Raw genomic sequence first — 26,501 nt, forward strand, 5'->3', positions numbered from 1 at the left:
TCGCGCCTGTAACTGCAACGGCGCGACCGGGTGCGCGGCCCTGGCCCGCCACCCCCGATCCTCCCACGATCAGGAGAGCCGGCCTGCCGCCGGTCCAGCAGACGGACGCTTCACGGTCACTCTCCGACCGGACCTACCGGCGTTCCCGTGCCGCCAGGGCCTGCTCGCCGGCCACCCGCATGACACCGAGCGGGCCCGGGCTCCGTCCGGTCATCTGCTCGACCTGGAGAACCGCTTGGTGGACGAGGAGGTCGAGGCCCCCGACGACGGTCCCCCCGGCCGACGACCAGCGCGAGGCCAGCACGGTCGGCCAGGGCTCGTACAGCACGTCGAACAGAGTGCCGGGCGCCGCGGGAACGGCGCCGGCCAGGGCGTCGGTGGTGCCGACCGGTGTGGTGGCGATCACCAGGGGGGCGTGCAGCGCCTCGGCCGCCGTCGCCCAGTCCGCGATCCTGACGTCGGCACCGAGACGTTCGCCCCAGCCACGCATCTCGTCGGCGCGTGCCGCGCTGCGCACGTAGGCGGTGACCGGCCCGGTGCAGATCTCGGCGAGAGCGGCCAGCGCGGAGGACGCCGTGGCTCCGGCACCGAGGACGGCGGCGGACTCGACCTTCTCGACCCCGCGTTCGTGCAGGGCGGCGACCATGCCGGGGATGTCGGTGTTGTCGCCGACCCGCCGGCCGTCCTCGGTGAGGACGACGGTGTTGACGGTCTCGACCGACGCCGCCGTGTCGCTGATGCCGTCCAGCAGCGGGATGATCGCCCGCTTGAGCGGCATGGTCAGCGAGAGCCCTGCCCAGGAGGAGTCCAGCCCCTCGACGAAGCCGGGGAGGGCTGCCTCGTCCACGTCGAAGCGCTCGTACGACCAGGTGTCGAGGCCGAGCTCCGCGTACGCGGCCCGGTGCAGGACCGGGGAGAGGGAGTGGGCGATGGGCGAGCCGAGGACCGCGGCCCTGTGGGCCTCATTCGAGGGCATCGAACTTTTCCTTGAGCTTCAGGAAGTCGTCATAGGTCTTGGCGAACTCGGTCTTGTGCTGCCCGTCGGTGGCCACGAAGTACAGCCAGCCGTCCGCAGTAGGGTTCAGGGCCGCGGCAAGCGCGTCGGTGCCCGGGTTACCGATGGGCCCTGGTGTGAGGCCCCGCTGCGTGTAGGTGTTGTACGGGTCCTTGTTCTTGTGGATCTCGGACACGCTGATATTGATCTTGCTCTGCTTCATGAGGTAGTTGAACGACGAGTCGAACTGAAGCAACTGATTCGTCTCGGTGTTGGTGGGCTTGAGACGGTTGTAGACGACTTCGCTCATCTTCCGGAAGTCATCGTGCGTCTTGCCCTCGGCCTGGACGAGGCTCGCGACGGTGAGGACCTGCCAGGGTCCGTCCAAGTTGTGCTTCTTGGCAGTTGCTTCCAGATCGAGTTTGTCGTACTCGACGGTGGCCCGTCCGACCATCTTCTCCAGAACGGCTTCGGGTTTCGTCCCCTTGGTGACCGCATAGGTGGCCGGGTAGAGGAAACCCTCCAGCGGATCCTTTATGGCCGGGTCGTTGTCCGCCCAGTCGGGGAGGCCGAGGCTGCCCGCGTGGGTCTTGGCGACGCCCTCGGTCGTACCTGCCTTGAGCTGCAGCCTCTTGTCGAGCTCCGCGTACACGGTGGCGTTGCGCGAACCCGGAGTGACCATCAGTCCGTTCTGGCTCTTCGGGTCCAGCATCATTTCGACGGCGCTCTTCGCCGACATCTCCTTCTTCAGGAGATAGGACCCGGCCTGCAGGGCCCCCCCTTTCGGGTTCCCGTTCTGCGCCGAGACGAAGGCGTCGACGGATTTCACGACGCCGGCCTTCTTCAGGATGTTCGCGATCTCGTTGCCCAGCGCACCCGGCGGGATCTCCACCTCGACCGAGCCCGTGCCCTCGCCCGCGTAGTCGGGCGCCGAGCCGAACTGGTTCTGGAAGTACGAGTAGCCGAGGTACCCCACCCCGCCGAGGCCGCCGACGAGAACCGCCGCGACGCCCAGGCAGGCACAGCCGTTGCGGCTCTTCTTCTTGGCCTTGCCGCGACGTTCGCCGCCGCCCCTGCGGGACTCACGCGGGTCGTCGTCGTGGTCGTCGTCCCCACCGGAGCCGGAATCACGCCCGTCGGCCGGCTCGTCCGCACCCGTGAAGAAAGGATGCGTCTCCTCCTGCGGCACGTCCGGGTCCCAGTCCTGGCCCTGCTGGTCAGGTACCTGCTGCTGGGGCGCCTGCTCGCGATGGCCCGGGGGCTGCGGCGGAGGGTAGGCCTCGGGAGTGCCGTAGTAGTCGGCCTGTTCGCCGTAGCCGCCGGGCTCGTTGCCGTACTGGGGCTGCTGCTGGGCGCCGTACGGCATCGCCGCCTGCTGGCCGGTGTCCCAGCCGCCGTCGTACTGCGGCTGCTGCTGCGGCTGCTGCTGCTGCTGCTGCGCGTACGGGTCCTGCGGCGCGCCGTACTGCTGCTGGTGTTGGTGCTGCTGCGCGTACGGGTCCTGCGGGTAGCCCTGCTGGGCGTGAGGGTCCTGCGCGTAGGGCTGCTGCTGGCCTTCGTACTGGCCCTGGCCGTGGGCCGCCTGCTGGCCTCCCCATCCCTGGTCCCCGTACAGGGGGTCCTCGGGATGCCACGGTTCGGAGCCGGGGCCCCGGCCATACTCAGTCATCGATCCCCTTGAGCCGCGAGACGACGCTCCGTCTCTTCGCTTTGCTGTGCGGTGTCTGTTCGAACACCGGCGCATCGCGCGGAACGTTACCGTATCGCGATCAGACAACCACTTCGACGCCCTCGCCGGGTGCGGTGCCTGACGCCCGTTCGGACTCCAGAGCGTTCTGAAGGATCACCACAGCGGCAGCTTGGTCGATGACAGACCGGCCCTTCTTGGACTTCACGCCCGAAGCGCGTAGTCCCTGAGTGGCCGTCACTGTGGTCATCCTCTCGTCCACGAGACGTACGGGGATCGGTGCGATCGCGCGGGCGAACACCTGCGCGAAGGCACGGACCTTGGCCGCCGCCGGACCCTCACCCCCGCCCAGGGAGCGGGGCAGCCCGACGATGACCTCGATCGGCTCGTACTCCTCGACGATCTGGCCGAGCCGCCGGTGGGCGGCCGGGACGTCACGTCCCGGCACGGTCTCCACCGGCGTGGCGAGGATCCCGTCGGGGTCGCACGAGGCGACCCCGATCCGGGCGTCACCGACGTCGATGGCGAGTCGGCGTCCACGACGCATCTGCGACATGTCCGGCGTCACGCCGTCTCGGTGACGAGGCGTTCGACAGCGGCGACGGCGTCGCCGATGGCGTCCGGGTTCTGACCGCCGCCCTGGGCGACGTCGGGCTTGCCGCCGCCTCCACCACCGAGGGTCTTGGCAGCGGTGCGCACCAGGTCACCGGCCTTGAGGCCGCGCCCGCGAGCGGCCTCGTTCGTGGCGATGACCGTCAGCGGGCGGCCGTTGGCGGTGGTGAACAGGGCCACGACGGCCGGGCGGCCGCCCTGGATGCGCCCACGCACGTCGAGGACGAGCTTGCGCAGGTCGTCGGCCGAGGTGCCGTCCGGCACCTGCCCGGTGACCAGGGCGACGCCCCGTACGTCCTTGGCGGAGTCGACCAGTCCGGCGGCGGCCTGGAGGACCTTCTCCGCGCGGAACTTCTCGATCTCCTTCTCGGCGTCCTTCAGCTTGCCGAGCATTCCGGCGATCTTCTCCGGGAGCTCCTCGGGACGGCCCTTGACCAGCTCCTGGAGCTGGGCGACGACCGTGTGCTCCTTGGCGAGGAAGTTGTAGGCGTCCACGCCGACCAGGGCCTCGATGCGGCGCACACCGGAGCCGATGGACGACTCGCCGAGCAGCTTCACCAGACCCAGCTGGGAGGTGTTGTGGACGTGGGTACCGCCGCACAGCTCCTTGGAGAAGTCGCCGATGGTGACGACCCGGACCCGCTCGCCGTACTTCTCGCCGAACTCCGCGATGGCGCCCTGCTTCTTGGCGTCGTCGATGGACATGACCTCGGCCTGGACGTCGAGCTCCCGCGAGAGGACCTCGTTGATCTTCTGCTCGACGTCGGTGAGGACCGTGCCGGGTACGGCGGCGGGCGAGCCGAAGTCGAAGCGGAAGCGGCCGGGCGAGTTCTCCGAGCCGGCCTGGGCGGCCGTCGGGCCGAGGGCGTCGCGCAGCGCCTGGTGGGTGAGGTGCGTGGCGCTGTGGGCGCGGGCGATGGCACGGCGGCGGGTGTTGTCGATGGCGGCGTAGGCGGAGGCGCCGACCGTCACCTCGCCGACCTGGACCGAGCCCTTGTGGACCGAGACGCCCGGGACGGGCTGCTGCACGTCCCGGATCTGGATGACGGCGCCGGTGTCGAGCCTGATCCGGCCCTGGTCGGCGAGCTGGCCACCGCCCTCGGCGTAGAAGGGGGTGCGGTCGAGGACGACCTCGACCTCGTCGCCCTCGGTGGCGGCGGGCGAGGGCACGCCGTCGACGAGCAGGCCGACGATCTTCGACTCGCCCTCGTTGCTGGTGTAGCCGGTGAACTCGGTGACGCCTGAGTTGTCGGCGACCTCACGGTAGGCGGACAGGTCGGCGTGCCCGGTCTTCTTGGCCTTGGCGTCGGCCTTGGCGCGCTCCCGCTGCTCCTTCATCAGACGGCGGAAGCCGTCCTCGTCGACCGAGAGGCCCTGTTCGGCGGCCATCTCCAGCGTCAGGTCGATCGGGAAGCCCCAGGTGTCGTGGAGCAGGAACGCCTTGTCGCCGGCCAGGACCCTGCCACCGGCGGCCTTGGTCTCGGTGACGGCGGTGTCGAGGATGTTCGTGCCGCCCTTGAGGGCCTTGAGGAAGGCGGCTTCCTCGGCGAGGGCGACGGTCTCGATGCGCTTGCGGTCGGTGATCAGCTCCGGGTACTGCTGCCCCATGGTGTCGACGACGACGTCGACGAGCTCGCGGACGACGGGGCCGGTGGCACCCATGAGCCGCATGTTGCGGATGGCGCGGCGCATGATGCGGCGCAGGACGTAGCCGCGGCCCTCGTTGCCCGGGGTGACGCCGTCACCGATGAGCATCACCGACGTACGGATGTGGTCGGCGACCACCCGGAGGGAGACGTCGGAGCCCTGTTCGGCGCCGTACCGCACACCGGTGAGCTCCGTGGCCTTGTCCATGACGACGCGCAGGGTGTCGGTCTCGTACATGTTCTGTACGCCCTGGAGGATCATCGCCAGGCGTTCGAGACCGAGACCGGTGTCGATGTTCTGCGACGGCAGGTCGCCGAGGATCGGGAAGTCCTCCTTGCCGTCGCCGGCGCCGCGCTCGTACTGCATGAAGACCAGGTTCCAGATCTCCACGTAGCGCTCGTCGTTGACGGCGGGGCCGCCCTCGACGCCGAACTCGGGGCCGCGGTCGTAGTTGATCTCGGAGCACGGGCCGCAGGGACCGGGGACGCCCATGGACCAGAAGTTGTCCTTCTTGCCCAGGCGCTGGATGCGCTCGGCCGGGACGCCGATCTTCTCGCGCCAGATCTGCTCGGCCTCGTCGTCATCGAGGTAGACCGTGATCCACAGACGCTCGGGATCGAGGCCGAAGCCGCCGTCCTCCACGGAGTTCGTGAGCGCGGCCCAGGCGAACTCGATCGCGCCTTCCTTGAAGTAGTCGCCGAACGAGAAGTTGCCGCACATCTGGAAGAACGTGCCGTGCCGGGTGGTCTTGCCGACCTCTTCGATGTCCGGCGTGCGCACGCACTTCTGCACGCTGGTGACGCGCGGGGCGGGCGGCTTGACCTCGCCGAGGAAGTAGGGCTTGAAGGGAACCATGCCCGCGGGGACCAGCAGCAGAGTCGGGTCGTCCGCGATGAGCGACGCCGAAGGCACGACAGTGTGGCCGCGCTCCTCGAAGAAGCTCAGCCAGCGGCGGCGAATTTCAGCCGACTCCATTAGTGGTCCTCATTCCGGTTGTTCGAGTTGTAGGGGAGTGTGCGGTGGGCGACGAGTTCGGGGTCGGCCGGTGCCTCGATGCCGAGCGCCCCGCCCAGTTCGGCCTCGCGCCTGACCATGCCCTCGCGCACGTCGAGGGCGAAGTCCTTCAGCTTGTGACCCGCCTCGATCGCCTTGTCGGCGGCCTGCGCCGCGAGACTCTCGGGGGTCAGCTGCCGGATCTTGCGGTTGACCTTGGTGGTGGCCCAGACGCCGGCGGCTGCGCCGGCGGTGAACCAGAAGGTGCGGCGGAACATCGCTGGGTCAGTCCTTCTGTCCGCGGGAGCTTCGGCCGTTCCGCTTCCTGTCACGGGCGGACGGCACGGTACGGCCGACGATCACGGTGCGGCGGGAGGTCCGGCGGGCCGGTTCCGGCTCCGCGGCGGTACGGCGGCCGAGCGCCTGCCGTACGCCGTAGCCGAACGCGGCCACCTTCACGAGCGGGCCGCCGAACGTCGACGCGACGGTGGTGGAGAGCGCGGAGGCGTTGGAGGTGACCTCCTGGACGTCGCTGGCGATGGCGTCGACCTTGTCGAGCTGGGTCTGCGCGGTGCGCAACGTGGCGGAGGCGTCGGCGAGCAACGGAACCGCCTGCTCCGTCACATCCGCCACCAGGGCGGTGGTCGCCTTGAGCGTCTGGGCCAGCCTCACCAGTACCACGGCGAGGAAGGACACCAGGATCGCCCAGAAGACAGCCACCAGGATGCCGGCCACCTCTCCACCGGACACAGTGCACCGCTCTCTGCTCGTCACCCGCATCGGCCGGGGCCTTGTCCCGGCCGGTATCTTCCTGTCACTGCTCGGCCGGCGCGTCCCGCCACCACTGCCGATCGTCGTTCCCCGAGCCTATCGCGCCGGGCGTCTCGCGCCGTACCGCATTACGGGCGGGCGGCGCGGGTCCTGGATCCGGGCCTGCTGGACGCGAAGGCCGCGGTGGCGCGGGCGCTCGGCGCCGGTGCGGACGACGGCTCGTTCCCGGGGGGAGGCCCTTCGGCCGAGGAAACGCGAAGGCCCGCCGCCTCCCGTACGGCAGGGAGGGGCGGGCCCGAGCTCGGCTGAGAGCTACGCCTGGATCAGCGGGCGTAGTACTCGACGACGAGCTGCTCGTCGCAGATGACCGGGATTTCCTTGCGGTTCGGGTCCCGGTCCAGGCGGAAGGCCAGGGCCTTCAGGTTCACCTGGAGGTAGCGCGGGGTCTCGCCGTCGGTGTCGTAGCCACCCTCGCGGGCCACCTGGAAGGGGACCTTGGTGCGGCTGCGCTCGCGGACCTGCACGACGTCGTCGGGGCGCACGCGGAAGGACGGCTTGTCGACCTTGCCACCGTTGACCTCGATGTGGCCGTGGACGACCATCTGGCGGGCCTGGTAGATGGTGCGGGCGATGCCCGAACGCAGGACCAGGGCGTCGAGGCGGCGCTCGAGCTCGACGACCAGCGCCTCGCCCGTCTTGCCCTCGGCCTTACGGGCGCGGTCGTAGGCACGCGCCATCTGGCGCTCGCTGATGTCGTACTGCGCACGCAGACGCTGCTTCTCGAGCAGACGGACCTTGTAGTCCGAGTTCTGCTTGCGGCCACGGCCGTGCTCGCCCGGCGGGTAGGGGCGGGCTTCGAAGTACTTGACAGCCTTCGGCGTCAGGGCGATGCCGAGGGCACGCGACTTCTTGACCTTGGGACGCGACTGGTTAGGCACGTTCTCCAGACCTCCGTGTAGGTTAGGTTAGGCTTACCTTACTCAAGGAGATCGCATGTCTCGCCCTGGGAACACCACACACGTCACGGACAGCACAGACAGCGGCAGCACATCAGAAGGTGCTGCTACGACGGAAGGCCGATCTGATCGTGGTCAGCCGCGTCCCAGCGGGCTTGAAAACACTCGGATGCCGTCAGCAGCCGAGCGCACACGAACTCTCGTACAGAGTACCTGCTCCGCGGTACTGCTCGTACCCGGGCTGTCGGTGGTCCACCCGGACCAGCTGATGCCCGACAGCAGGAGCATGGGTCCCGAGGGCGATCTGTTCCTCGGGTTCCCCGCCGATTCCCCGGTCGTACGGGCCGCGACCCGTGCCCAGGGCGACGAACTGACCGCCGTGCTGGAGATCACCGATGTCGCGCCGGTCTCCGTCCCGCACCGGATCCGAGGCCGCGCCAGGATCGCCGGCTGGCTCACCGCCGTGCCCGGGGTCGCACAACCCGGCCGGATGATGCTCCGGCTGGAGACCGGTGAGGTCTCGGTCGACGATCTGTGGGGATGCGAGGAGGTGGAGCCGGAGGAACTCCGGGACGCGGTCGCCGACCCGCTGGTCACTCATGAGGCCGAGCTGCTCCAGCATCTGCACGCCGCACACAGCGAGCAGATGACCACGCTGTCCGCGCTGCTCGGTGACCGCGCCGAGTACGGCTGTGCGGAGCACGGGCTCGACGCCGTCCCGGTGGCGCTCGACCGGTTCGGCCTCAGGGTGCGCTTCGTCGAGGACGGCAGCGCCTGCTTCGACGCCCGGTTCGAATTCCCCGATCCCGTGCGCGACGTCGGCGAGCTGCGCCGCGCGATGCACTCCCTCTTCGAAGCGGCGTCCTGCTGAGCGGCGGTCACGAGGACGCCGGACCGCCCTGCTCGCCGCGGCCGAGCCGCTCACGGACCCGGTCCGCCACGTCGGCGTAGCGTGCCTCCGCGCCGTACCGCGTGGGCTCGTAGTAGCGCCTGCCGCGGACGGCGTCCGGGGCGTACTCCTGGGCGGCGATACCGCCGGGGACGTCGTGCGGGTAGACATAGCCCTGGGCGTGGCCCAGCTTGGCGGCGCCCTTGTAGTGGCCGTCGCGCAGATGGGCCGGGACCGGGCCGGCGAGACCCCGGCGCACGTCTTCCTGCGCGGCGAAAATGGCCAGCGTCGCCGCGTTCGACTTGGGTGCGAGCGCCAGGGCGATCGTGGCGTGGCTGAGGGTGAGCGCCGCCTCGGGGAAGCCGATCATGGCGACCGCCTGGGCAGCCGCCACCGCCGTGGGCAGCGCCGTCGGATCGGCGAGTCCGATGTCCTCGCTCGCGGAGATCATCAGCCGCCGGGCGATGAAGCGCGGGTCCTCCCCCGCCTCGATCATCCGGGCCAGGTAGTGCAGGGCCGCGTCCACGTCGGACCCGCGGATCGACTTGATCAGGGCGCTCGCCACGTCGTAGTGCTGGTCGCCGTCACGGTCGTACTTCACAGCGGCGCGGTCGACGGTCTCCTCGAGCGTCTCCAGCGTGATCTCCGGCTCGTGCTTGGCGAGGGCCGCTCCGGCCGCCGCCTCCAGGGCCGTCAGCGCCCGCCGGGCGTCACCGCCCGCGATCCGCATCAGATGTGCTTCGGCCGCCTCGGGCAGCGTGACCGCGCCGCCCAGACCGCGCTCGTCGGTCATGGCCCGGCGCAGGAGCGCCCGCAGATCCTCGTCCGTGAGGGGCTCCAGGGTGAGGAGCAGGGAGCGCGACAGCAGCGGGGAGATGATCGAGAAGTACGGATTCTCCGTGGTGGCCGCGATCAGCGTGACCCAGCGGTTCTCCACGGCGGGGAGCAGGGAGTCCTGCTGGGCCTTGGAGAAGCGGTGGATCTCGTCGAGGAAGAGGACGGTTTCCTTGCCGAAGCCGCCCGTGGCGCGGCGCGCGCCCTCGATGACGGCCCGGACCTCCTTGACGCCCGCGGTGATCGCGGAGAGCTCGACGAAGCGCTTGTTGGTGGCCTTGCTGACCACGTACGCCAGAGTCGTCTTGCCTGTGCCGGGCGGGCCCCACAGGATCACCGACGAGGGACCCGCGGGCCCTCCGCTGCCCTCGCCTACGAGGCGGCGGAGCGGCGAGCCCTGCTTGAGCAGATGCTGCTGGCCGACCACCTCGTCCAGCGTGCGAGGACGCATCCGGACAGCGAGGGGGCTGCTGGACGGGTCCTTCTCCTGGCGGTCTTCGGCTGCTGCGGTAAAGAGGTCGGGCTCCACGTCACGAAGCCTATGTCACCCCACTGACAGGACCGCCTGGCGCGTCAGCTGGTCCAGAAGTCCCACCAGCGGGTCAGGATCAGCATGCCGATGATCCCGATCCAGAGCACCGGCGGCACCCAGTGGAATTCGGTGAGGGTGTTCCGCAGCCAGGCGGGGGCGGGCAGGATGCCGTGCTTGATGTTGTGGGTGGTGACGTAGCAGAACATCAAGATCGTGGCGACCCAGGCCAGGCAGCACCACAGGCAGAGCGAGTTGATGTTGTACAGCGACTGGTACTGCAGCCAGGTGCAGAAGCCGACGCCGAACAGCGTGCCCGCGTTGAGGCCCAGCCAGTACCAGGCGCGGAAGCGGGCACCGGCGAGGAGCGCCATGCCGATGCCGATGACCACCGAGTAGGTGGCGATGCCGAGCATCGGGTTGGGGAAGCCGAAGGCGGAGGCCTGCTCGCTCTTCATGATGTTTCCGCAGGCGACCACCGGGTTCAGGCTGCAGCCCGGGGTGAAGCTCGGGTCCTCGAGCAGCTTGAACTTGTCGATCGTGATCACCCAGGCGGCGAGCAGCCCGGCCGCGCCGGTGATCACCAGCAGAAGCGCGAGCGCGCGGCTGCCGCCGAAGGTTGTCGCGCCGCTGTCCTCGTCCTGCCGGGAGGAGGGGTGGTCTACCGCTGCCATCGTCATATCGCCGTTCCATCGCTGAGTAGCCGGCCGGGCATGGACATTGTGCCGCACCGCCGACACGGGCAACCGTTCGATGAACATAAAGGTGCGCCCGGAGGGAGCATCGAACGCAGGGCGACGGGCCCCCTTCCCCACCGGGTGGAACTGCCGGTCGGCGTACGGGGGTTGCGCGCGGGACGGCCTTCCGGTGTCCCGTGCCCGGCAGGGACCCGGCCGTCTCCGCCACCGTCGGCGGCCCCGCAGGGGAAGCATCCGGCCGGATGAATCCGCACCTGCCGAGTTGACGCTACGGGAGGCGTGGCCGCCTCTTGTCCGCCCTGGAGCTGAGGGCGCCGACGCACCGTGCCCGCCCGGAGGAACCGGACGGGCACGGTGTGAACAGGCGGGGTTCAGGCCAGCTTGGCCCGCACCGTGGCCACGAGCGCGTCGAGCGCGACAGCTTCCTGGTCGCCCGACTCCATGTCCTTGAGCTGGACCGCGCCCTCGGCGAGATCACGTTCCCCGGCCACGATCGTGTAGTGGGCGCCGGAACGGTTCGCGTTCTTCATCGCGCCCTTGAGACCACGGCCGCCGTACGCGAAGTCCGTGGCGACCCCGGCCTTCCGCAGTTCCGTGACCAGGCCGAAGAGCACCCGTCGCGCCTCTTCGCCCAGCGGTACGGCGTACACGCTGGTGGTGGCGGGGATCTCGAGTTCGACGCCCTCCGCCTCCAGGGCCAGCACCGTACGGTCCACGCCGAGCGCCCAGCCGACGGACGGGAGGGCCGGGCCGCCGATCATCTCGGACAGGCCGTCGTACCGGCCGCCGCCGCCCACCGCGGACTGGGAGCCCAGCCCGTCGTGGACGAACTCGAAGGTGGTGCGGGTGTAGTAGTCGAGGCCACGGACCAGCTTCTCGTCGTCCTCGTACACCACGCCGGCCGCCGTCAGCAGATCGCGGACCTCCTCGTGGTACGCCTTGCAGGCGTCGCACAGGAAGTCGCGCAGCATCGGGGCACCGGTCAGCTGCTTCTGGACGTCGGACCGCTTGTCGTCGAGGACCCGCAGCGGGTTGATCTCGATGCGGCGGCGGGTCTCCTCGTCGAGATCGAGATCGCGCAGGAACGCCTGGAGCGCCTCCCGGTAGACGGGACGGCACTCCTTGTCGCCCAGCGAGTTCAGCAGGATCCGGAACTGGCTGAGGCCGAGCGAGCGGTACGCCTGGTCGGCGAGGATGATCAGCTCGGCGTCGAGCGCGGGGTCCTCGGTACCGATGGCCTCGGCACCCACCTGCGAGAAGTGACGGTAACGGCCCGCCTGCGGCTTCTCGTAGCGGTAGTACGAGCCTGAGTACCAGAGCTTGACGGGGAGGTTGCCCGCCTTGTGCAGGTTGGCCTCCAGCGCCGCGCGCAGCACGGACGCGGTGCCCTCGGGGCGCAGTGCGAGCTGGTCGCCGCCCTTGGTCTCGAAGGCGTACATCTCCTTGGACACGATGTCGGTGGACTCACCGACACCGCGTGAGAACAGGGCGACGTCCTCGAAGCCGGGCGTCTCGATGTAGCCGTAGCCGGAGTTCTTCAGGGGTGCGGAGATCGCCTCGCGCACCGCGAGGAACTTCGCGGAGCGCGGCGGGATCAGGTCGTACGTGCCCTTGGGGGCCTGGAAGGTACTCACGGTTGTTCTCTCTCGTCACATTCCTCGGCGGGGCGCGGCCAGACCGTTCATGTACGGGTTGGAGGCGCGCTCGCGGCCGATGGTCGTCTGGGGGCCGTGGCCGGACAGCACCACGGTCGAGTCGTCGAGCGGCAGGCACACGCGGGCCAGCGACTCGAGCAGCTCGGCGTGGTCGCCGCCGGGCAGGTCGGTGCGTCCGACGGAGCCGGCGAAGAGCAGGTCACCCGAGAAGAGGACCTGCGGGACATCCGCGGCCTCGGGCATCCTGAACGTCACCGACCCCTTGGTATGGCCGGGCGCGTGCGCGACACCGAACTCCAGGCCCGCCAGCTCCAGCCGGGCACCGTCGGTCAGCTCCTTGACGTCGTCCGGCTCGCCGACGGTCAGCTCGCCCATCAGCGGCATCCCGATGGACCGGCCCAGCGCCTTCTCGGGGTCGCTCATCATGTAGCGGTCCTGAGGATGGATCCAGGCGGGGACGTCATGGGCGCCGCACACGGGGACGACCGAGGCGACGTGGTCGATGTGGCCGTGGGTGAGGACGACGGCGACGGGCTTGAGCCGATGCTTCTTGAGCGCTTCCTCGACGCCCTGGGCGGCCTGGTGGCCCGGGTCGATGATCACGCACTCCTCGCCGGCGGCGGGGGCGACCAGGTAGCAATTGGTCCCCCAGGCCCCGGCGGGGAACCCGGCAATGAGCACGATCGTCCTTAGTGTTCGTCCGACGAGGAGGTCCGCGGAGGGAAATGCGGCAGATCAGAGACTACCGGCGCTCCGCATTCCACAGCTAACCCATATACCGTACGGGCATTCCAGGACCGATCACACGACGCACAAGGAGATCATCCGGTGGTCAGCAGCGATCAGCGGCGGCGGCAGCTCGCCCGGGAGAAGTTCGAGCGGCAGCAGCAGCGCCGGGAGGAAGCGCGCCGGAGGACCAGGCGCCTCACGGTGATCATCGCCTCGTCGGTGGCCGTGGTGGCGGTCATCGCTGCGGGCGCGTACGTCTCGCTCGACGGCGACGACACGAAGGACACCGCGGACGCGGCAGCGACCGCCAGCCCGTCGGCGACGCCATCGCCCTCGGAGAGCGAGAGCGGCGCTCCGGAGCCGGCGATGAAGATCGACAAGAAGGCGAAGTACTCGATGTCGCTCAAGACGAGCCAGGGTGACATCGGCATCGCGATGGACGCGGCGAAGACCCCGCACACCACGAACTCGTTCAAGGCCCTCGCGGACAAGGAGTACTTCGACAACACGAAGTGTCACCGCCTCACCACGGAGGGCATTTTCGTTCTCCAGTGCGGTGACCCGAAGGGCGACGGGACCGGCGGCCCCGGGTACACGATCCCGGACGAGAACCTGACCGCGCTGGGCAAGGCGGGCGACGACGGCGCGGTGACGTACCCGGCGGGTACCGTCGCGATGGCGAACACCGGCCAGCCGGGCACGGGCGGCAGCCAGTTCTTCCTGGTCTACAAGGACACCAAACTCCCGCCCAGCTACACGCCGTTCGGCACCATGGACGATGCCGGCCTGAAGGCCGTCAAGAAGGTCGCCGAGGCGGGCGTGGCCGGTGGGGCGGGTGACGGCGCTCCGAAGAAGACCGTCACGGTCGAGAAGGCCACGGTCGACAAGACCTGACCGTACGTGCGGCCGCCCGGCACGAGGTTCCCGGAGCGCACCGGAGAATTTCGGCCGCGCTGAGTGCGGACAGCCGGGCGGCCGGTCGCCTAGATTGGCGTTGTGCAGGGCGGGCGCTGCCCGCCCCAGGAAACTGTGGACGATGCACGGAGGCGAACCCTTCGATGCATCAGGTGGAGGAGGCGCTGTGAGCAGCGACCCGTGGGGCCGTGTCGACGAGACGGGCACCGTGTACGTGCGTACAGCCGAGGGCGAGCAGGTCGTCGGATCGTGGCAGGCCGGTTCCCCCGAGGAGGCTCTGGCCTATTTCGAGCGCAAGTACGAGGGCTTGGTGGTCGAGATCGGCCTCCTCGAGCGGCGGGTGAAGACCACCGATCTGTCGTCGAAGGACGCCACGGCGGCGATCGAGCACCTGCGTCAGCAGATCGACGAGCACCACGCCGTCGGCGACCTCGCCGCGCTCGGCAAGCGGCTGGACGGCCTCGTCGCGACGGTCGACTCACGCCGCGAGGAGCGCAAGGTCCAGAAGGCGAAGCAGGCCGACGAGGCCCGGCTGGCCAAGGAGGCGCTCGTCGTCGAGGCCGAGGAGTTGGCGCAGAGCGAGCAGTGGCGGTCGGCGGGTGAGCGTCTGCGGGCGCTCGTCGACACGTGGAAGGGGCTGCCTCGTCTGGACCGCAAGTCCGACGACGAGCTGTGGCACCGCTTCTCGCATGCGCGTTCCGCCTTCTCCAAGCGCCGCAAGGCCCACTTCGCCGCGCTGGACGCCCAGCGCGAGGAGGCACGCAAGGTCAAGGAGAAGCTGGTCGCCGAGGCGGAGTCGCTCGCCGGCTCGACCGACTGGGGTACGACGGCCGCGCGTTACCGCGACCTGATGACGGAGTGGAAGGCCGCGGGCCGCGCCCAGCGCGAGGCCGAGGACGAGCTGTGGAACCGCTTCCGCGGCGCCCAGGACGTCTTCTTCGCGGCCCGCAGCGGTGTCTTCGCCGAGCGGGACGCGGAGCAGGGCGAGAACCTCAAGCTCAAGGAGGAGCTCGCCGCCGAGGCCGAGAAGCTGGTCCCGGTGACGGATCTGAAGGCGGCCCGGGCCGCTTTCCGGTCCGTCAACGAGCGCTGGGAGGCCATCGGCCACGTGCCGCGTGACGCCCGCCCGCAGGTCGAGGGCCGGGTGCAGGCGGTGGAACGCGCGCTCCAGGCGGCCGAGGAGTCCGAGTGGCGCCGGACGAACCCGGAGGCGCGGGCACGCGCCGAGGGTCTGACCGGTCAGCTCCAGGCGGCCGTCGACAAGTTGCGCACGCAGATCGACACGGCGCGCACCTCGGGCAACAACGCCAGGGCCGACAAGCTCTCCCGTGAGCTGGAGGGCCGTCAGGCGCTGCTGGACCAGGCGCTGAAGGGCCTGGAGGAGTTCGGCGGCTGAGAGGCCGGGTGGCCACCACCGGCTCGCCGAGGGCTCCCGCACCGACGCGGTGCGGGAGCCCTCGGCGTCCGGGGACCGCGCGGGACGGCGGACCGGGCCAGGAGGCGCAGAGCTACGACTGCGCGCGGATGCCGTTCTCCGCCAGGTCGAGCGCGTGCTTGAGAACCTCGCACGCCTGGATGTGGTTACCGGACTCCTGGAGCAGGTCCGCCAGCCGTCGGCAGACCAGCACCGCCTCGGGCCCATAGATCTTGTGAGCTTGCTGGAAGGCCAGCTCGAGCACCTCGATGGCCTCACCGGTCTGGCCCGCCTCCGCGAGCATGTCGGCCAGTTCCAACTGCACGGCGAGCAAGCTGCCCTCGCCGCCGGGCACACGCTCCTGGAGCGCGAGCCGCAGAACCGGGAGGGCGTCCCTGCCGCGCCCTTCGGCCCGCAGCATCCGGGCCAGACCGAGTCCCGCCGCCACCATGGACGCTCTCACGTCGGCGGCGAGGACAGGCCCGGCCGGTGAACGGTGCGCGGCGCGGGCCTTGTTCCGGACGAGTCCGAGCCGGCCGACGCCGTTCTCCTGCGAGCGCTGAGGCAGCGGGCGGTTCTTGCCCCGGAGCCGTTGCTCCAGGGTCCGGAAGACGGTGTCCAGATCCAGGAGTTCAGGACCGTCCTGGAGCCCTTCGCGCAGCAGCGTCAGCAGCTCCCCGGTGAAGGCGGTGTACCGCTCGCCGTCCGGAGCCAGGGCCATCCTGTCGTGGGGGGACGCGGTGATGACGTATGCGCCGTCGACGGCAGCCTGTGCGGCGAGTACGTTCTGCCCGGCGGTCAGGGTCCTGGCCGCCCTCCCGCTGAAGCAGCAGTCAAGCACTACGATCTTGCGGCGGGCGCGGGAGGCACGGAGCTCGGCCCGCACATGCTGGTAGGCGACGGCGGTGTATCCGGCGTTCTCCCGCGAACCCCCCAGCCCCAGATAGAGGTCCGCGGAATCCGTGTCGCGCATCCCATGGCCTGCGTAGTAGACGAGCAAGGTGTCGGTGGCTTCCTCCCCCGCCTGCCGTACCGGGTCCAGCATGGACGCCGCGTGCTGGGGATCGGCGACGACAGCGCAGTGCTGCGGGGGCAGGCCCCAAACGGTCGCGTCGCAGAGCTCCGCCCGGAGGTCCGCCAGGTTGGCCTCGACGGCGGGCAGCGCGTGCAGATGGCGGTAGGAGGCGGTGCCGATCAGCACAGCCCTGGAGGCGCCGGGGTCAGGCAGTCCCGTCATCGCCCCCGGGCCCCTGGCTCTGTCGGTCGTCCTCACCGAGCACGGACACGATACGGCGCAGTTCCCCGGCATCGGCCGCCCGGCCTGCCGGCAGGTGCACCTCGACGGAGCCCCGGCGCAGGATCAGGGCCGGGGCCCGGCGTCGCGCGGCCTGCCATTGCAGTACGGAGAAGACCAGTGAACCCGTGGAGAGCACACTGCCGACGGTTAGGGCCACCAGGTCCAGGCCCGTGCCCATCTCCTCGGCACTGCGCGGTGCCGGGCCGCTGAGGCTGCCGTGCACGGTCTGGTCGAGGCTCTCGTCCTCCCGGAGCCAGCTCAGCAAGGAGCGCAGGTGCTCCTCGGCGCCGTCCTCCTGGCTGTCCGGGGCCAGTCGTACGTCGTATTCACCCATGGCCGTCGGCCCCCCTGTGGTCGGTGTGGCGGTTGACCCGCGAGAAAAGTTCGAGTGCCTCAGGGCCGGCCCCCAGCCGCGCGAGGCAGACAGCCTGCCAGAACTGACTGGTCAGCGTGGTGGGATGGTGCGGGCCGAGCGAGGACAGGCAGACCTGGGTGATGGACGACAGCATCTGGACCGCCTCTTGAAGCTCCCCGCGCAGCACGAGGCTCACCGCTTCGCGCTGCCGTGAAGCCGCATTCTGCGGGGTCATGCTGCTGAGGACCAGCCGCCTGGTCGTCGTGCTGAGCGTAAGCGGCCTGAACCCGTCGCGCCCCCGCCTGCGCTGACCGGGTACGGCGTTCTCGTCCCAGTCGTACTCGGGCCCCGGCTCAACCGTGGCACCGTGCTGCGGCTCGGGAGCGTAGACCTGCCGGATCGCGGTGTCGCGGACCTTCTCCGCGACCAGCTCCGCCAGAGCCGCCCCGCCGCCGCCCAGGAACGGTTCCAGAAGCCGGGCGGCCTCGGCCGCTGTCTGCGGGCGGTCAGATGCCTCGCGTGCGCACAGCTGGTCCACCAGAGCGGCGAGCTCCCCGGGAACGGAGGGGAACCGACCCGTGCTCAGCGGTGGGACACCCGTTCCGAGCGCGCTGTCCACGACGGTGCCCACCTCGGTGGCTGGGCCGAAGGGCAGACTGCCCGTGAGCATGAGGTACAGACAGACGCCCAGCCCGTACAGGTCCACGGTCGGCCCCGGCGCAGCCCCCATGATCACTTCAGGCGCCATGAATTGGGGCGTTCCCATCATGAACCCCGTGCGGGTGATGGCCGACTCACCGGCCAGCCGTGCCAGGCCGAAGTCGTGTATCACCACACCGCCCTGACGGGTGACGCCCACGTTCGTCGGTTTGACGTCGCGGTGGAGCACGCCCGCCGCGTGTGCCGCCGCCAGTGCCTGTGCCATCCCGAAGCCGACGAAGCCCGCCACGCCGGGGGCGAGTGGACCCGCCTCGACCAGCGTCGCGAGATCGACACCGTCCACGATCTGCATCACGAAGTAGGGCGTGTCTCCGTGCAGCCCGCTGTCGTACAGCGACACCACGCCCGGATGGTCGATACGGGCCAGCGCCACCGCCTCACGGTTGAACCGTGCCAGCGCCTCGTCGTCCGCCGAAAGGCCGCCGACAGCGGATAACTTCTTCAGCGCGACCCGTCGCTGGAGGTCCTCGTCCTCCGCCTCGTAGACGACGCCCATGGCTCCGCGCCCCAGTGGCCTCACCAACCGGTACCGCCCGTCGATCAGTCCCAGGTCGGTCACACGCTCCCCCCTCTCGCGGTGGTGTCAGGGCCGCCGTGCCGAGGTGACCCGGTAGACGTCGTAGACGCCCTCGACGCCGCGTACGGCCTTCAGGACGTGTCCCAGGTGCTTGGGGTCGCCCATCTCGAAGGTGAAGCGCGAGGTGGCCACCCGGTCCCGGGAGGTCTGTACCGCGGCCGACAGGATGTTCACGTGCTGGTCGGACAGGATGCGGGTGACGTCGGAGAGCAGCCTCGAGCGGTCCAGCGCCTCGACCTGGATGGCGACGAGGAAGACCGACGACTGGGTGGGTGCCCACTCGACGTCGAGGATCCGCTCCGGCTGCTGCGAGAGCGAGTCGACGTTGACGCAGTCCGCGCGGTGCACGGAGACGCCGCTGCCCCGGGTGACGAACCCGATGATCGGGTCACCGGGTACGGGCGTACAGCAGCGGGCCAACTTGACCCAGACGTCCTCGACGCCCTTGACGACCACGCCCGGGTCCGCCTTGGCCCGGCGCTTGTTGCGGCCGTGCGAGGGCGGTGAGCTCTCCGCCAGGTCCTCGTTGGCCGCGTCCTCGCCGCCGAGCGCCTGGACCAGCTTCTGGACGACACCCGCCGCGGCGACATGTCCCTCCCCGATCGCCGCGTACAGCGACGAGATGTCGGGGTAGCGCATCTCGTGCGCCAGCGTGACCAGGGAGTCACCGGTCAGGATCCGCTGGATCGGCAGGTTCTGCTTGCGCATGGCCCGCGCGATGGCGTCCTTGCCCTGCTCGATCGCCTCGTCACGCCGCTCCTTGGAGAACCAGGCGCGGATCTTGTTGCGTGCCCGGGGCGATTTGACGAACTGGAGCCAGTCGCGGGAGGGCCCCGCACCGGCCGCCTTCGAGGTGAAGACCTCCACCAGATCGCCGTTGTCGAGCGTCGACTCCAGCGGTACGAGCCGCCCGTTGACGCGTGCCCCTATGGTCCGGTGGCCGACCTCCGTGTGGACGGCGTACGCGAAGTCGACCGGCGTCGCACCGGCGGGCAGCGCTATCACGTCGCCCTTCGGCGTGAAGACGAAGACCTCGTTGCGCGAGAGGTCGAAGCGCAGGGACTCCAGGAACTCGCTGGGATCCTCGGTCTCCTTCTGCCAGTCCAGGAGCTGACGGAGCCACGCCATGTCGTTGACGGTGTCCTGGCCGCGGCCGCCGCCCGTGTTCTTGGGGATGTCCGTGCGGACCTTGGAGGCGCCCGCGACGGCCTCCTGCTTGTACTTCCAGTGCGCGGCGATGCCGTACTCGGCGCGGCGGTGCATGTCGAACGTGCGGATCTGGAGCTCGACGGGCTTGCCGCTGGGACCGATCACCGTGGTGTGCAGCGACTGGTACATGTTGAACTTGGGCATCGCGATGTAGTCCTTGAACCGCCCCGGCACCGGATTCCACCGGGCGTGCACGGTGCCGAGCGCCGCGTAGCAGTCGCGGACGGTGTCGACGAGGACCCGGATGCCCACCAGGTCGTAGATCTCCGCGAAGTCGCGGCCCCGCACGATCATCTTCTGGTAGACGCTGTAGTAGTGCTTCGGCCGTCCGGTGACGGTCGCCTTGATCCGGGCGGCGCGCAGGTCGGCCTGGACCTCGTCGGTCACTATGGCGAGGTATTCGTCGCGCTTGGGCGCGCGCTCGGCGACGAGGCGGACGATCTCGTCGTACATCTTGGGGTAGAGGATCGCGAAGGCGAGGTCCTCCAGTTCCCACTTGATGGTGTTCATGCCCAGGCGGTGGGCCAGCGGCGCGTAGATCTCGAGGGTCTCGCGGGCCTTCTTCTCCTGCTTCTCCCGCTTGAGGTAGCGCATGGTGCGCATGTTGTGCAGCCGGTCGGCGAGCTTGATGACCAGCACCCGGGGGTCCTTGGCCATGGCGACGACCATCTTGCGTACGGTCTCGGCCTGGGCGGCCTCGCCGAACTTGACCTTGTCGAGCTTGGTCACGCCGTCGACGAGCAGCGCGACCTGGTCGCCGAAGTCCTTGCGCAGGGTGTCCAGGCCGTACTCGGTGTCCTCGACCGTGTCGTGCAGCAGCCCTGCCATCAGCGTCGCCGGGTCCATGCCGAGCTCGGCGAGGATCGTGGTGACGGCGAGCGGGTGGGTGATGTACGGGTCGCCGCTCTTGCGCTTCTGGCCCCGGTGCCAGCGCTCGGCGACCTGATAGGCCTTCTCGATCTGGCGCAGCGTGGCGGACTCGATCTTGGGATCATTGCCGCGGACCGTACGCAGGAGCGGTTCGAGGACCGGGTTGTACGGGCTGGAGCGCTGTACGCCCAGTCGGGCGAGACGGGCCCGGACCCGGTTGGAGGAGCCGCCGGAGCGCGAGGGCGCGGCCGGCGGGGTGACAGCGGGCCGGACCGGGGGCTTCGCTGCGGGCGCGGGCGCCGGAGGCTTCGCTGCGGGAGCCGGTGCCGTGGGCCCGGAGGCGGGCGACGGCGTCGCCGGCTTCGGCTCGGAGGCCGATGCGGCCTTCGTCCCGGGAGGGGGAGTCGGCTTCGCGCCCGGCGGCGGGGTCGGCTTCGCCGGTGCGGCGGGCGTCCCGGAGGCCGGGCCCTGCTCGGGATCGCCTGCGGGCCCGGGCTGCCCCGCCGCGTCGGGCTGCGCCTTCGCGGGCGTGGCGGAGGCCGCCGCGGGCCTTTCGGGCTGCGGCGCGGCGACTGGCTGGGCCTCGTCTGGCAAGAGCACTCCTCGTGCGGATCCGGGGGCTGCCGGAAAGCCCATGGTATCGACCTCCGGGCAGGTCCTCGCCCGGGGAGTGTCGAACCCCTCACAACGCGGGACGGGCACCCGGATGTTCCCGGGTGCCCGTCCTGTACGTCCCTGCGCGCGCCACGCGGCGCGGTGCAGGTCAGAGGGTGATCAGAGCCTCCAGCGGGGCGTCCCGCAGCCCTGCCTCGAGCCGGGCGCGGCCGGCGAGGAAGCCGAGCTCCATGAGGACCGAGACCCCGGCGACCTGTGCACCGGCCCGCCGGATCAGCTCCAGCGAGGCCTCGGCGGTACCGCCGGTGGCCAGGACGTCGTCGATGACCATGACACGGTCGTCGGCGGACAGGTCCTCGGCGTGGATCTCGATCTCCGCGGTGCCGTACTCCAGCTCGTACGCCTGACCGAGCGTGGCGCCCGGCAGCTTCCCGGCCTTGCGGACGGGTACGAAGCCGAGCCCGGCCCGGACCGCGACCGGCGCGGCCAGGATGAAACCGCGCGCCTCGAGGCCGACGACCTTGGTGGCCCCGTGCCGGAGGCACAGCTCCGCGAAGAAGTCGGTGAGCGCGGTGAAGGCGACCGGGTCCGCGAGCAGCGGCGTGATGTCCTTGAACAGCACTCCGGGCTTCGGATAGTCCGGGACGTCACGGATCCGGCTGAGCAGGAGCTCCCGGGTGGCGTCGGTGGTGTGCGTGCTGGTCATCGTCGATTCCTCGGAGTCCGGCCGTGGCCCCCGGGCTGCCGGCGCTGGCCGACGACTGCCCCGGCGGGCTCGGTCTCCTCGTCGTCCTCGTCGTCCTCGTAGGCCCGGTCGTCGCGCTCGTCCTCGACGGACTCGCCCTTGGCCGCCGCGGCTGCACGCTTGGCGAGGATCCGCTTCTTCAGTGCCTTTATCTGCGGCTCGCGATCCTTGAGGTCGGCGACCAGCGGGGTGGCGATGAAGATCGAGGAGTACGCACCGGCGGCGAGGCCGACGAACAGCGACAGCGAGATGTCGTTCAGCATGCCCGCGCCGAGGACACCGCCACCGATGAACAGGAGCCCGGCGACGGGCAGCAGGGCGACCACGGTGGTGTTGATGGAGCGCACCAGCGTGCCGTTGATGGAGCGGTTGGCGATCTCGCTGTAGGTCCAGCGGGTCTGCTTGGTGATCCCCTTCGTGCCCTCCTTGAGGCTGTCGAAGACGACGACCGTGTCGTAGAGGGAGTAACCGAGGATGGTCAGCAGACCGATGACGGTGCCGGGGGTGACCTCGAAGCCGACGAGGGCGTAGACACCGACGGTGATGGTGATGTCATGGATCAGCGCGACGAGCGCGGCGATGGCCATCCGCCACTCGAAGGCGATGGCCAGGTAGATCACCACCAGGACCATGAAGATGCCGAGGCCGGCCCAGGCCTTGTTGGCGATCTGCTCACCCCAGCTGGGGCCGACGAGGTCCGCGTTGATCTTCGCCTCGGGGATGCCGAGCTCGTCGGAGAGCGCGGCCTTGATCTGGTCGGCCTTGGCCGTGTCGACCTCGGTGATCTGGATCCGGAGCCCGCCGTTGCCGAGCTCCTGGACGATCGCCTCGTGGCCGGAGGCCTCGACCGCCACCTCGTGGGCCTGCGAGACCGAGATCTTTGCCTTGGTGTCGGTCGTGAAGACCGCGCCGCCCTTGAACTCGATGCCCATGTTCAGGCCGCTGACCGCCAGGCCGAGGATGGCCGTGATGGTGATCAGGATCGAGACGCCGTACCAGATCTTGCGCTTGCCGATGAAGTCGTAACCGACCTCGCCTCGGTAGAGCCGGGCGCCGAGATTGCCGAGTCGCGACATCTCACGCCTCCTTCGGGTGGTCGGTGCGGACGTTGACGCGGCGCGAGCGGCGCAGCGGCGGCTTGGCGCCGAGCCGCTTCGGGTCCAGGCCGGACCACGGGTGACCGCCGCCGAAGAACTTCGTACGGGCCATCAGCGTCATGACGGGCTTGGTGAAGAGGAACACCACGACGACGTCGAGGAGCGTGGTGAGACCGAGCGTGAACGCGAAGCCCTGGACCTTGCCGACGGTGACGAGGAAGAGCACGGCAGCGGCGAGGAACGACACGAAGTCGGACACGAGGATGGTGCGCCGGGCCCTGGGCCAGGCGCGCTCGACGGCCGGACGGAGCGTGCGGCCTTCCCGGATCTCGTCCCGGATGCGTTCGAAGTAGACGATGAACGAGTCCGCTGTGATTCCGATCGCCACGATGGCACCGCAGACGGCCGGGAGGTTCAGCGCGAAGCCGATGGCCGGGCCCAGCAGGGCCATGATCGTGTAGGTCAGGACACCGGAGGCCAGCAGGCTGAGAAGCGCGATGAGCGCCAGGCCGCGGTAGTAGGCCACCAGGTAGATGACGACCAGAGCGATTCCGATGGCGCCGGCGATGAGACCGGCCTCCAGCTGCTCGCCACCGAGCGCGGCGGTGACCGTGGTGACGGTGTCCTCGCTGAAGGACAGCGGGAGCGCACCGTAGGACAGGACGTTGGCCAGGTCCTCGGCGGACTGCTGGGTGAAGCTGCCGGAGATCTCGGCGCTTCCGGAGAGCGTCTCGTTCACCTGGGGCGCCGAGACGACCTCGCCGTCGAGGGAGATCGCGAACTGGTTCATCGGGGACGTCTGCGACGACAGCTTCTTGGTGATCGTCTGGAACTTCTTGGAGCCCTTGTCGGTGAAGTCCATGGAGACGAGCCAGATGCCGCGCTGCTGGTCGAACTGGGCCTTCGCGTCGTCGACGTCCGTACCGGAGACCTCGGCCGGGCCGAGGAGGTACTTGGCGTCACCCTCGGAGCTGCACGCGACCGTGGAGTCCTCGGGCTTGACGCCGTCGCCTGCCTTGGCGCGGGCTGCCGCGTCGGTGCAGTCCAGCGCGGTGAACTTCTTCTCGAGCGCCGCGGTAGCGGCGTCGGGCGTCTCGCTCGCCGCGGGGGCTCCCGAGGATTCCGCGGCACCCGACGGGGTCGGCGTCGTGTCCTTCTTCAGGGCGTCGGTGACGGCACGGCCCTGGGTGGTGGCACTCGCCGAGGGCGTCGTCTTCGGGTCCGAGGCCGTCTCCGGGTCGGTCGCCTTCGCACTGGGCGTGGCGCTCGCCTCTCCGGAGCCGCTCGCGGACGGGCTGGCGGAACCCTCGGGTGTCGGCTTGCCGCCGGTGACCGTGAGCACGGGCCGGAAGTAGAGCTGGGCTGTCGTGCCGACCTGCTCCCGGGCCTGCTTCGAATTCGTCCCCTTGGGGATGTTGACGATGATGTTCGACGCGCCCTGGGTCTGAACCTCGGCCTCGGAGACACCCAGACCATTGACACGGCGTTCGATGATGCTGACCGCGGTGTTCATGTTGGTCTCGTTGATCGCCTCAGGCTTGCCGGGCTGGCTCTTCGCCTTGAGCGTGATCGACGTGCCGCCGGCCAGGTCGATCCCGAGCCGGGGCGTGGTGTGCCCGGACAGGAACATCCCACCGGTCAGGGCGACCATGGCGATGAGGATCAGAGCCAGGGCACGCCCCGGCCTGCCCTGTCCACCGGTTGAGCCCCGGCCTTTCTTCGGTGCTGCCACCTTTTCGTTTCTCCCTGTCCAACCGCCCCGCGCCGGGTACGCGCCCGAGCGGCCACGAAGTGTTGTGGGGACCCACCCCCGCAGAAGACCGCACGGCCCGTGAGACGCCGGACACCTGTGGGTGTCCGGCGTCTCTGGGTCGTGGAACTACTTCGCGTCGCCCTCGCCGTCGGCCTTGGCGTCCTTGGTCTCGGCGCCCTTGGCCTCGGTGTCCTTCGGCGCGGCGTCCTCGGCCTTCTTGCCGAGGTCGATCTTCGCGACGTCGTCGTCCGCGTCGTCGGCGGCGGGCTCGCCCTCGGTCAGCGAGGAGGCGTCGTCGGGCACGACCGTGCCGTCGGTCTCCTGCTCGTCGTCACCGTGGACGATGCGGTTGTACTCCGCGTCGTCGAGTACGGCGCCGATGGAGTTCTTGGCGTAGACGGCGTGGACGCCGGGCGCGACCTCGAGGAGAACCGTGTCTTCCTGAATCTCCTTGACGGTGGCGTACATGCCTCCGATCGTCCGGACGCCGGTGCCGGGCTGCATGTCGTTGCGCATCTGCGCAGCCGCCTGCTGCTTCTTCTTGGCGGACCGGGTCATCAGGAACATGGCCCCGATGAGCACGATGAAGGGGAGGAGGGTCACGAGACTCACGGGACGGAACTTCCTTCGCACGACCACGCTGAGATCGCGCGGCCTGGTCTACGGGGGTGGGTACACCGACCTGTACGGGCGGCATCGGCGGAGTCTAAGCGAGTCCGCATCATTGGAACAACGTCCAGCATGGCACCGTGGTTCCCCTGCTGGCCAACCCGTCCTGTGTCACGCCCCGAACAGGCCCTGTTGTCCCTTGGCGTTGTGCTGCGGAGGGACGAGTCCGAGGTGTGTCCATGCCGCGGGGGTGGCGACCCTGCCCCGAGGGGTCCTCGCGAGCAGCCCTTCCCGGACGAGGAAGGGCTCGGCGACCTCCTCGACCGTCTCGCGCTCCTCCCCCACGGCCACCGCGAGGGTGGACAGTCCTACGGGGCCTCCGCCGAAGAGTTTCAGCAGGGCACTGAGCACCGCGCGGTCCAGGCGGTCCAGACCCCTGGCATCGACCTCGTACACCCGCAGGGCCGCGGCGGCGATGTCCCGGTCGATCCGTCCTTCGGCCTTGACCTGGGCGTAGTCCCGGACGCGGCGCAGCAGACGGTTGGCGATACGGGGCGTGCCCCGGGAGCGTCCGGCGATCTCGGCGGCGCCGGCGGTGTCTATGGCGACGTCGAGCAGGCCGGCGGAGCGGTGGATGACCCGTTCCAGCTCGGTGGGGGCGTAGAACTCCATGTGGCCGGTGAAACCGAAGCGGTCACGCAGCGGGGGCGGCAGCAGTCCTGCCCTGGTGGTGGCGCCGACGAGGGTGAACGGTGGCAGTTCCAGCGGGATCGCCGTGGCACCCGGGCCCTTGCCGACGATGACGTCGACCCGGAAGTCCTCCATCGCCATGTAGAGCATCTCCTCGGCCGGCCGCGACATGCGGTGGATCTCGTCGAGGAAGAGGACCTCGCCCTCCTGGAGCGAGGACAGGATCGCGGCGAGATCGCCGGCGTGCTGGATCGCGGGGCCGGAGGTGATCCGGATCGGCGCGCCCATCTCGGCCGCGATGATCATGGAGAGGGTGGTCTTCCCCAGGCCGGGGGCACCGGAGAGCAGGACGTGGTCGGCTGTGGCGCCCCGGGCGCGGGCGGCCTTGAGGACCAGGTCGAGCTGTTCGCGCACCTTCTCCTGGCCGACGAATTCGTGGAGGTCCTTCGGTCGCAGGGCGGCCTCGACCGCGGTGTCCTCGCCGTCCGCTCCGGCATCGACCAGGCGGTCGTCCAGCCGCTCGTCCGTGACGTCGCCCGTGTCGGCTCCGGTCTCGTCCCAGTTCATCTCGTCAGTCCCGCCTCGGGTGTTTCGGTGCCGGTCCGTTCGGTGCTCCGGCCGGCGTACGGGGCGTCGTGCCC

The 26,501-nt window shown here is 69.9% G+C and carries 23 protein-coding genes; 3 read left to right on the plus strand and 20 right to left on the minus strand.

Annotated features, from left to right (window positions below; genetic code table 11):
• Positions 1-133: 133 nt before the first annotated feature.
• From ACFYQ5_RS21380 to rpsD, 7 genes are all read right to left on the minus strand, one after another.
• Positions 134-976 (minus strand): shikimate dehydrogenase, encoded by an 843-nt coding sequence (locus ACFYQ5_RS21380; RefSeq protein WP_389199485.1) that lies wholly within the window; start codon positions 974-976, stop codon positions 134-136.
• Positions 963-2,663 (minus strand): endolytic transglycosylase MltG, encoded by a 1,701-nt coding sequence (gene mltG / locus ACFYQ5_RS21385; protein ID WP_389199486.1) that lies wholly within the window; start codon positions 2,661-2,663, stop codon positions 963-965. Before mltG ends, ACFYQ5_RS21380 begins: the two co-directional genes overlap by 14 nt.
• Before the next feature lie 100 nt (positions 2,664-2,763).
• Positions 2,764-3,237: a Holliday junction resolvase RuvX gene (gene ruvX, locus ACFYQ5_RS21390; protein WP_389199487.1), complete on the minus strand. Its 474-nt coding sequence runs from the start codon at positions 3,235-3,237 to the stop codon at positions 2,764-2,766.
• Positions 3,238-3,245: 8 nt separating this feature from the next.
• Positions 3,246-5,915, minus strand: coding sequence for an alanine--tRNA ligase (gene alaS / locus ACFYQ5_RS21395; protein WP_389199488.1), 2,670 nt, complete (start codon positions 5,913-5,915; stop codon positions 3,246-3,248).
• Positions 5,915-6,211, minus strand: coding sequence for a DUF6167 family protein (locus ACFYQ5_RS21400; protein WP_365526537.1), 297 nt, complete (start codon positions 6,209-6,211; stop codon positions 5,915-5,917). Before ACFYQ5_RS21400 ends, alaS begins: the two co-directional genes overlap by 1 nt.
• A gap of 7 nt (positions 6,212-6,218) precedes the next feature.
• Positions 6,219-6,668: a DUF948 domain-containing protein gene (locus ACFYQ5_RS21405; protein WP_389199774.1), complete on the minus strand. Its 450-nt coding sequence runs from the start codon at positions 6,666-6,668 to the stop codon at positions 6,219-6,221.
• A 359-nt stretch (positions 6,669-7,027) separates the two neighbouring features.
• Complete coding sequence (gene rpsD, locus ACFYQ5_RS21410; protein ID WP_031097728.1) at positions 7,028-7,642, minus strand: 30S ribosomal protein S4; 615 nt, start codon at positions 7,640-7,642, stop codon at positions 7,028-7,030.
• A 187-nt stretch (positions 7,643-7,829) separates the two neighbouring features.
• Between rpsD and ACFYQ5_RS21415 the strand changes: the two genes are divergently transcribed.
• Positions 7,830-8,531 (plus strand): DUF2470 domain-containing protein, encoded by a 702-nt coding sequence (locus ACFYQ5_RS21415; RefSeq protein WP_389199489.1) that lies wholly within the window; start codon positions 7,830-7,832, stop codon positions 8,529-8,531.
• Positions 8,532-8,538: 7 nt separating this feature from the next.
• Here the strand turns inward: ACFYQ5_RS21415 and ACFYQ5_RS21420 are convergent, their stop codons facing one another.
• The 4 genes from ACFYQ5_RS21420 to ACFYQ5_RS21435 all read right to left on the minus strand — a co-directional run bounded on the left by ACFYQ5_RS21420 (position 8,539) and on the right by ACFYQ5_RS21435 (position 12,946).
• A complete protein-coding gene (locus ACFYQ5_RS21420; protein ID WP_389199490.1) occupies positions 8,539-9,912 on the minus strand; it encodes a replication-associated recombination protein A in 1,374 nt (457 codons plus the stop codon).
• Positions 9,913-9,956: 44 nt separating this feature from the next.
• Complete coding sequence (locus ACFYQ5_RS21425; protein WP_389199492.1) at positions 9,957-10,592, minus strand: vitamin K epoxide reductase family protein; 636 nt, start codon at positions 10,590-10,592, stop codon at positions 9,957-9,959.
• 389 nt (positions 10,593-10,981) lie between these two features.
• Positions 10,982-12,244, minus strand: a complete 1,263-nt coding sequence (gene hisS, locus ACFYQ5_RS21430; RefSeq protein WP_389199493.1) for a histidine--tRNA ligase — start codon at positions 12,242-12,244, stop codon at positions 10,982-10,984.
• Positions 12,245-12,259: 15 nt separating this feature from the next.
• Positions 12,260-12,946, minus strand: a complete 687-nt coding sequence (locus tag ACFYQ5_RS21435; RefSeq protein WP_389199494.1) for an MBL fold metallo-hydrolase — start codon at positions 12,944-12,946, stop codon at positions 12,260-12,262.
• Positions 12,947-13,093: 147 nt separating this feature from the next.
• Here ACFYQ5_RS21435 and ACFYQ5_RS21440 point away from each other — a divergent pair, with 147 nt between their 5' ends.
• Both ACFYQ5_RS21440 and ACFYQ5_RS21445 read left to right on the plus strand, forming a co-directional pair.
• Positions 13,094-13,888: a peptidylprolyl isomerase gene (locus ACFYQ5_RS21440; protein ID WP_389199496.1), complete on the plus strand. Its 795-nt coding sequence runs from the start codon at positions 13,094-13,096 to the stop codon at positions 13,886-13,888.
• 187 nt (positions 13,889-14,075) lie between these two features.
• On the plus strand, positions 14,076-15,305 hold the full coding sequence (locus ACFYQ5_RS21445) for a DUF349 domain-containing protein (protein WP_389199497.1): 1,230 nt from the start codon (positions 14,076-14,078) through the stop codon (positions 15,303-15,305).
• Between the two features lie 112 nt (positions 15,306-15,417).
• Here ACFYQ5_RS21445 and ACFYQ5_RS21450 read toward each other — a convergent pair whose 3' ends face one another.
• From ACFYQ5_RS21450 to ruvB, 9 genes are all read right to left on the minus strand, one after another.
• On the minus strand, positions 15,418-16,560 hold the full coding sequence (locus ACFYQ5_RS21450) for a caspase family protein (protein WP_389199499.1): 1,143 nt from the start codon (positions 16,558-16,560) through the stop codon (positions 15,418-15,420).
• The gene (locus tag ACFYQ5_RS21455) at positions 16,544-16,954 is read right to left on the minus strand and encodes a hypothetical protein (protein ID WP_389199501.1); all 411 of its coding nucleotides are present in this window, start codon (positions 16,952-16,954) and stop codon (positions 16,544-16,546) included. Before ACFYQ5_RS21455 ends, ACFYQ5_RS21450 begins: the two co-directional genes overlap by 17 nt.
• Positions 16,947-18,254, minus strand: a complete 1,308-nt coding sequence (locus tag ACFYQ5_RS21460; RefSeq protein WP_389199503.1) for a serine/threonine-protein kinase — start codon at positions 18,252-18,254, stop codon at positions 16,947-16,949. The genes ACFYQ5_RS21455 and ACFYQ5_RS21460 overlap by 8 nt, the downstream gene beginning before the upstream one ends.
• Before the next feature lie 24 nt (positions 18,255-18,278).
• Positions 18,279-20,945, minus strand: coding sequence for a RelA/SpoT family protein (locus tag ACFYQ5_RS21465; RefSeq protein ID WP_389199505.1), 2,667 nt, complete (start codon positions 20,943-20,945; stop codon positions 18,279-18,281).
• Between the two features lie 169 nt (positions 20,946-21,114).
• The gene (locus tag ACFYQ5_RS21470) at positions 21,115-21,672 is read right to left on the minus strand and encodes an adenine phosphoribosyltransferase (RefSeq protein ID WP_389199506.1); all 558 of its coding nucleotides are present in this window, start codon (positions 21,670-21,672) and stop codon (positions 21,115-21,117) included.
• Positions 21,669-22,787, minus strand: a complete 1,119-nt coding sequence (gene secF / locus ACFYQ5_RS21475) for a protein translocase subunit SecF (RefSeq protein ID WP_389199507.1) — start codon at positions 22,785-22,787, stop codon at positions 21,669-21,671. The genes ACFYQ5_RS21470 and secF overlap by 4 nt, the downstream gene beginning before the upstream one ends.
• A 1-nt stretch (position 22,788) precedes the next feature.
• On the minus strand, positions 22,789-24,540 hold the full coding sequence (secD, locus tag ACFYQ5_RS21480; protein ID WP_389199509.1) for a protein translocase subunit SecD: 1,752 nt from the start codon (positions 24,538-24,540) through the stop codon (positions 22,789-22,791).
• Positions 24,541-24,687: 147 nt separating this feature from the next.
• Complete coding sequence (gene yajC, locus ACFYQ5_RS21485) at positions 24,688-25,173, minus strand: preprotein translocase subunit YajC (RefSeq protein WP_389199511.1); 486 nt, start codon at positions 25,171-25,173, stop codon at positions 24,688-24,690.
• Between the two features lie 168 nt (positions 25,174-25,341).
• A complete protein-coding gene (gene ruvB / locus ACFYQ5_RS21490) occupies positions 25,342-26,427 on the minus strand; it encodes a Holliday junction branch migration DNA helicase RuvB (protein ID WP_389199512.1) in 1,086 nt (361 codons plus the stop codon).
• Positions 26,428-26,501: the final 74 nt, after the last annotated feature.

This window comes from Streptomyces sp. NPDC005794 (assembly GCF_042871445.1).
GTDB lineage: Bacteria > Actinomycetota > Actinomycetes > Streptomycetales > Streptomycetaceae > Streptomyces.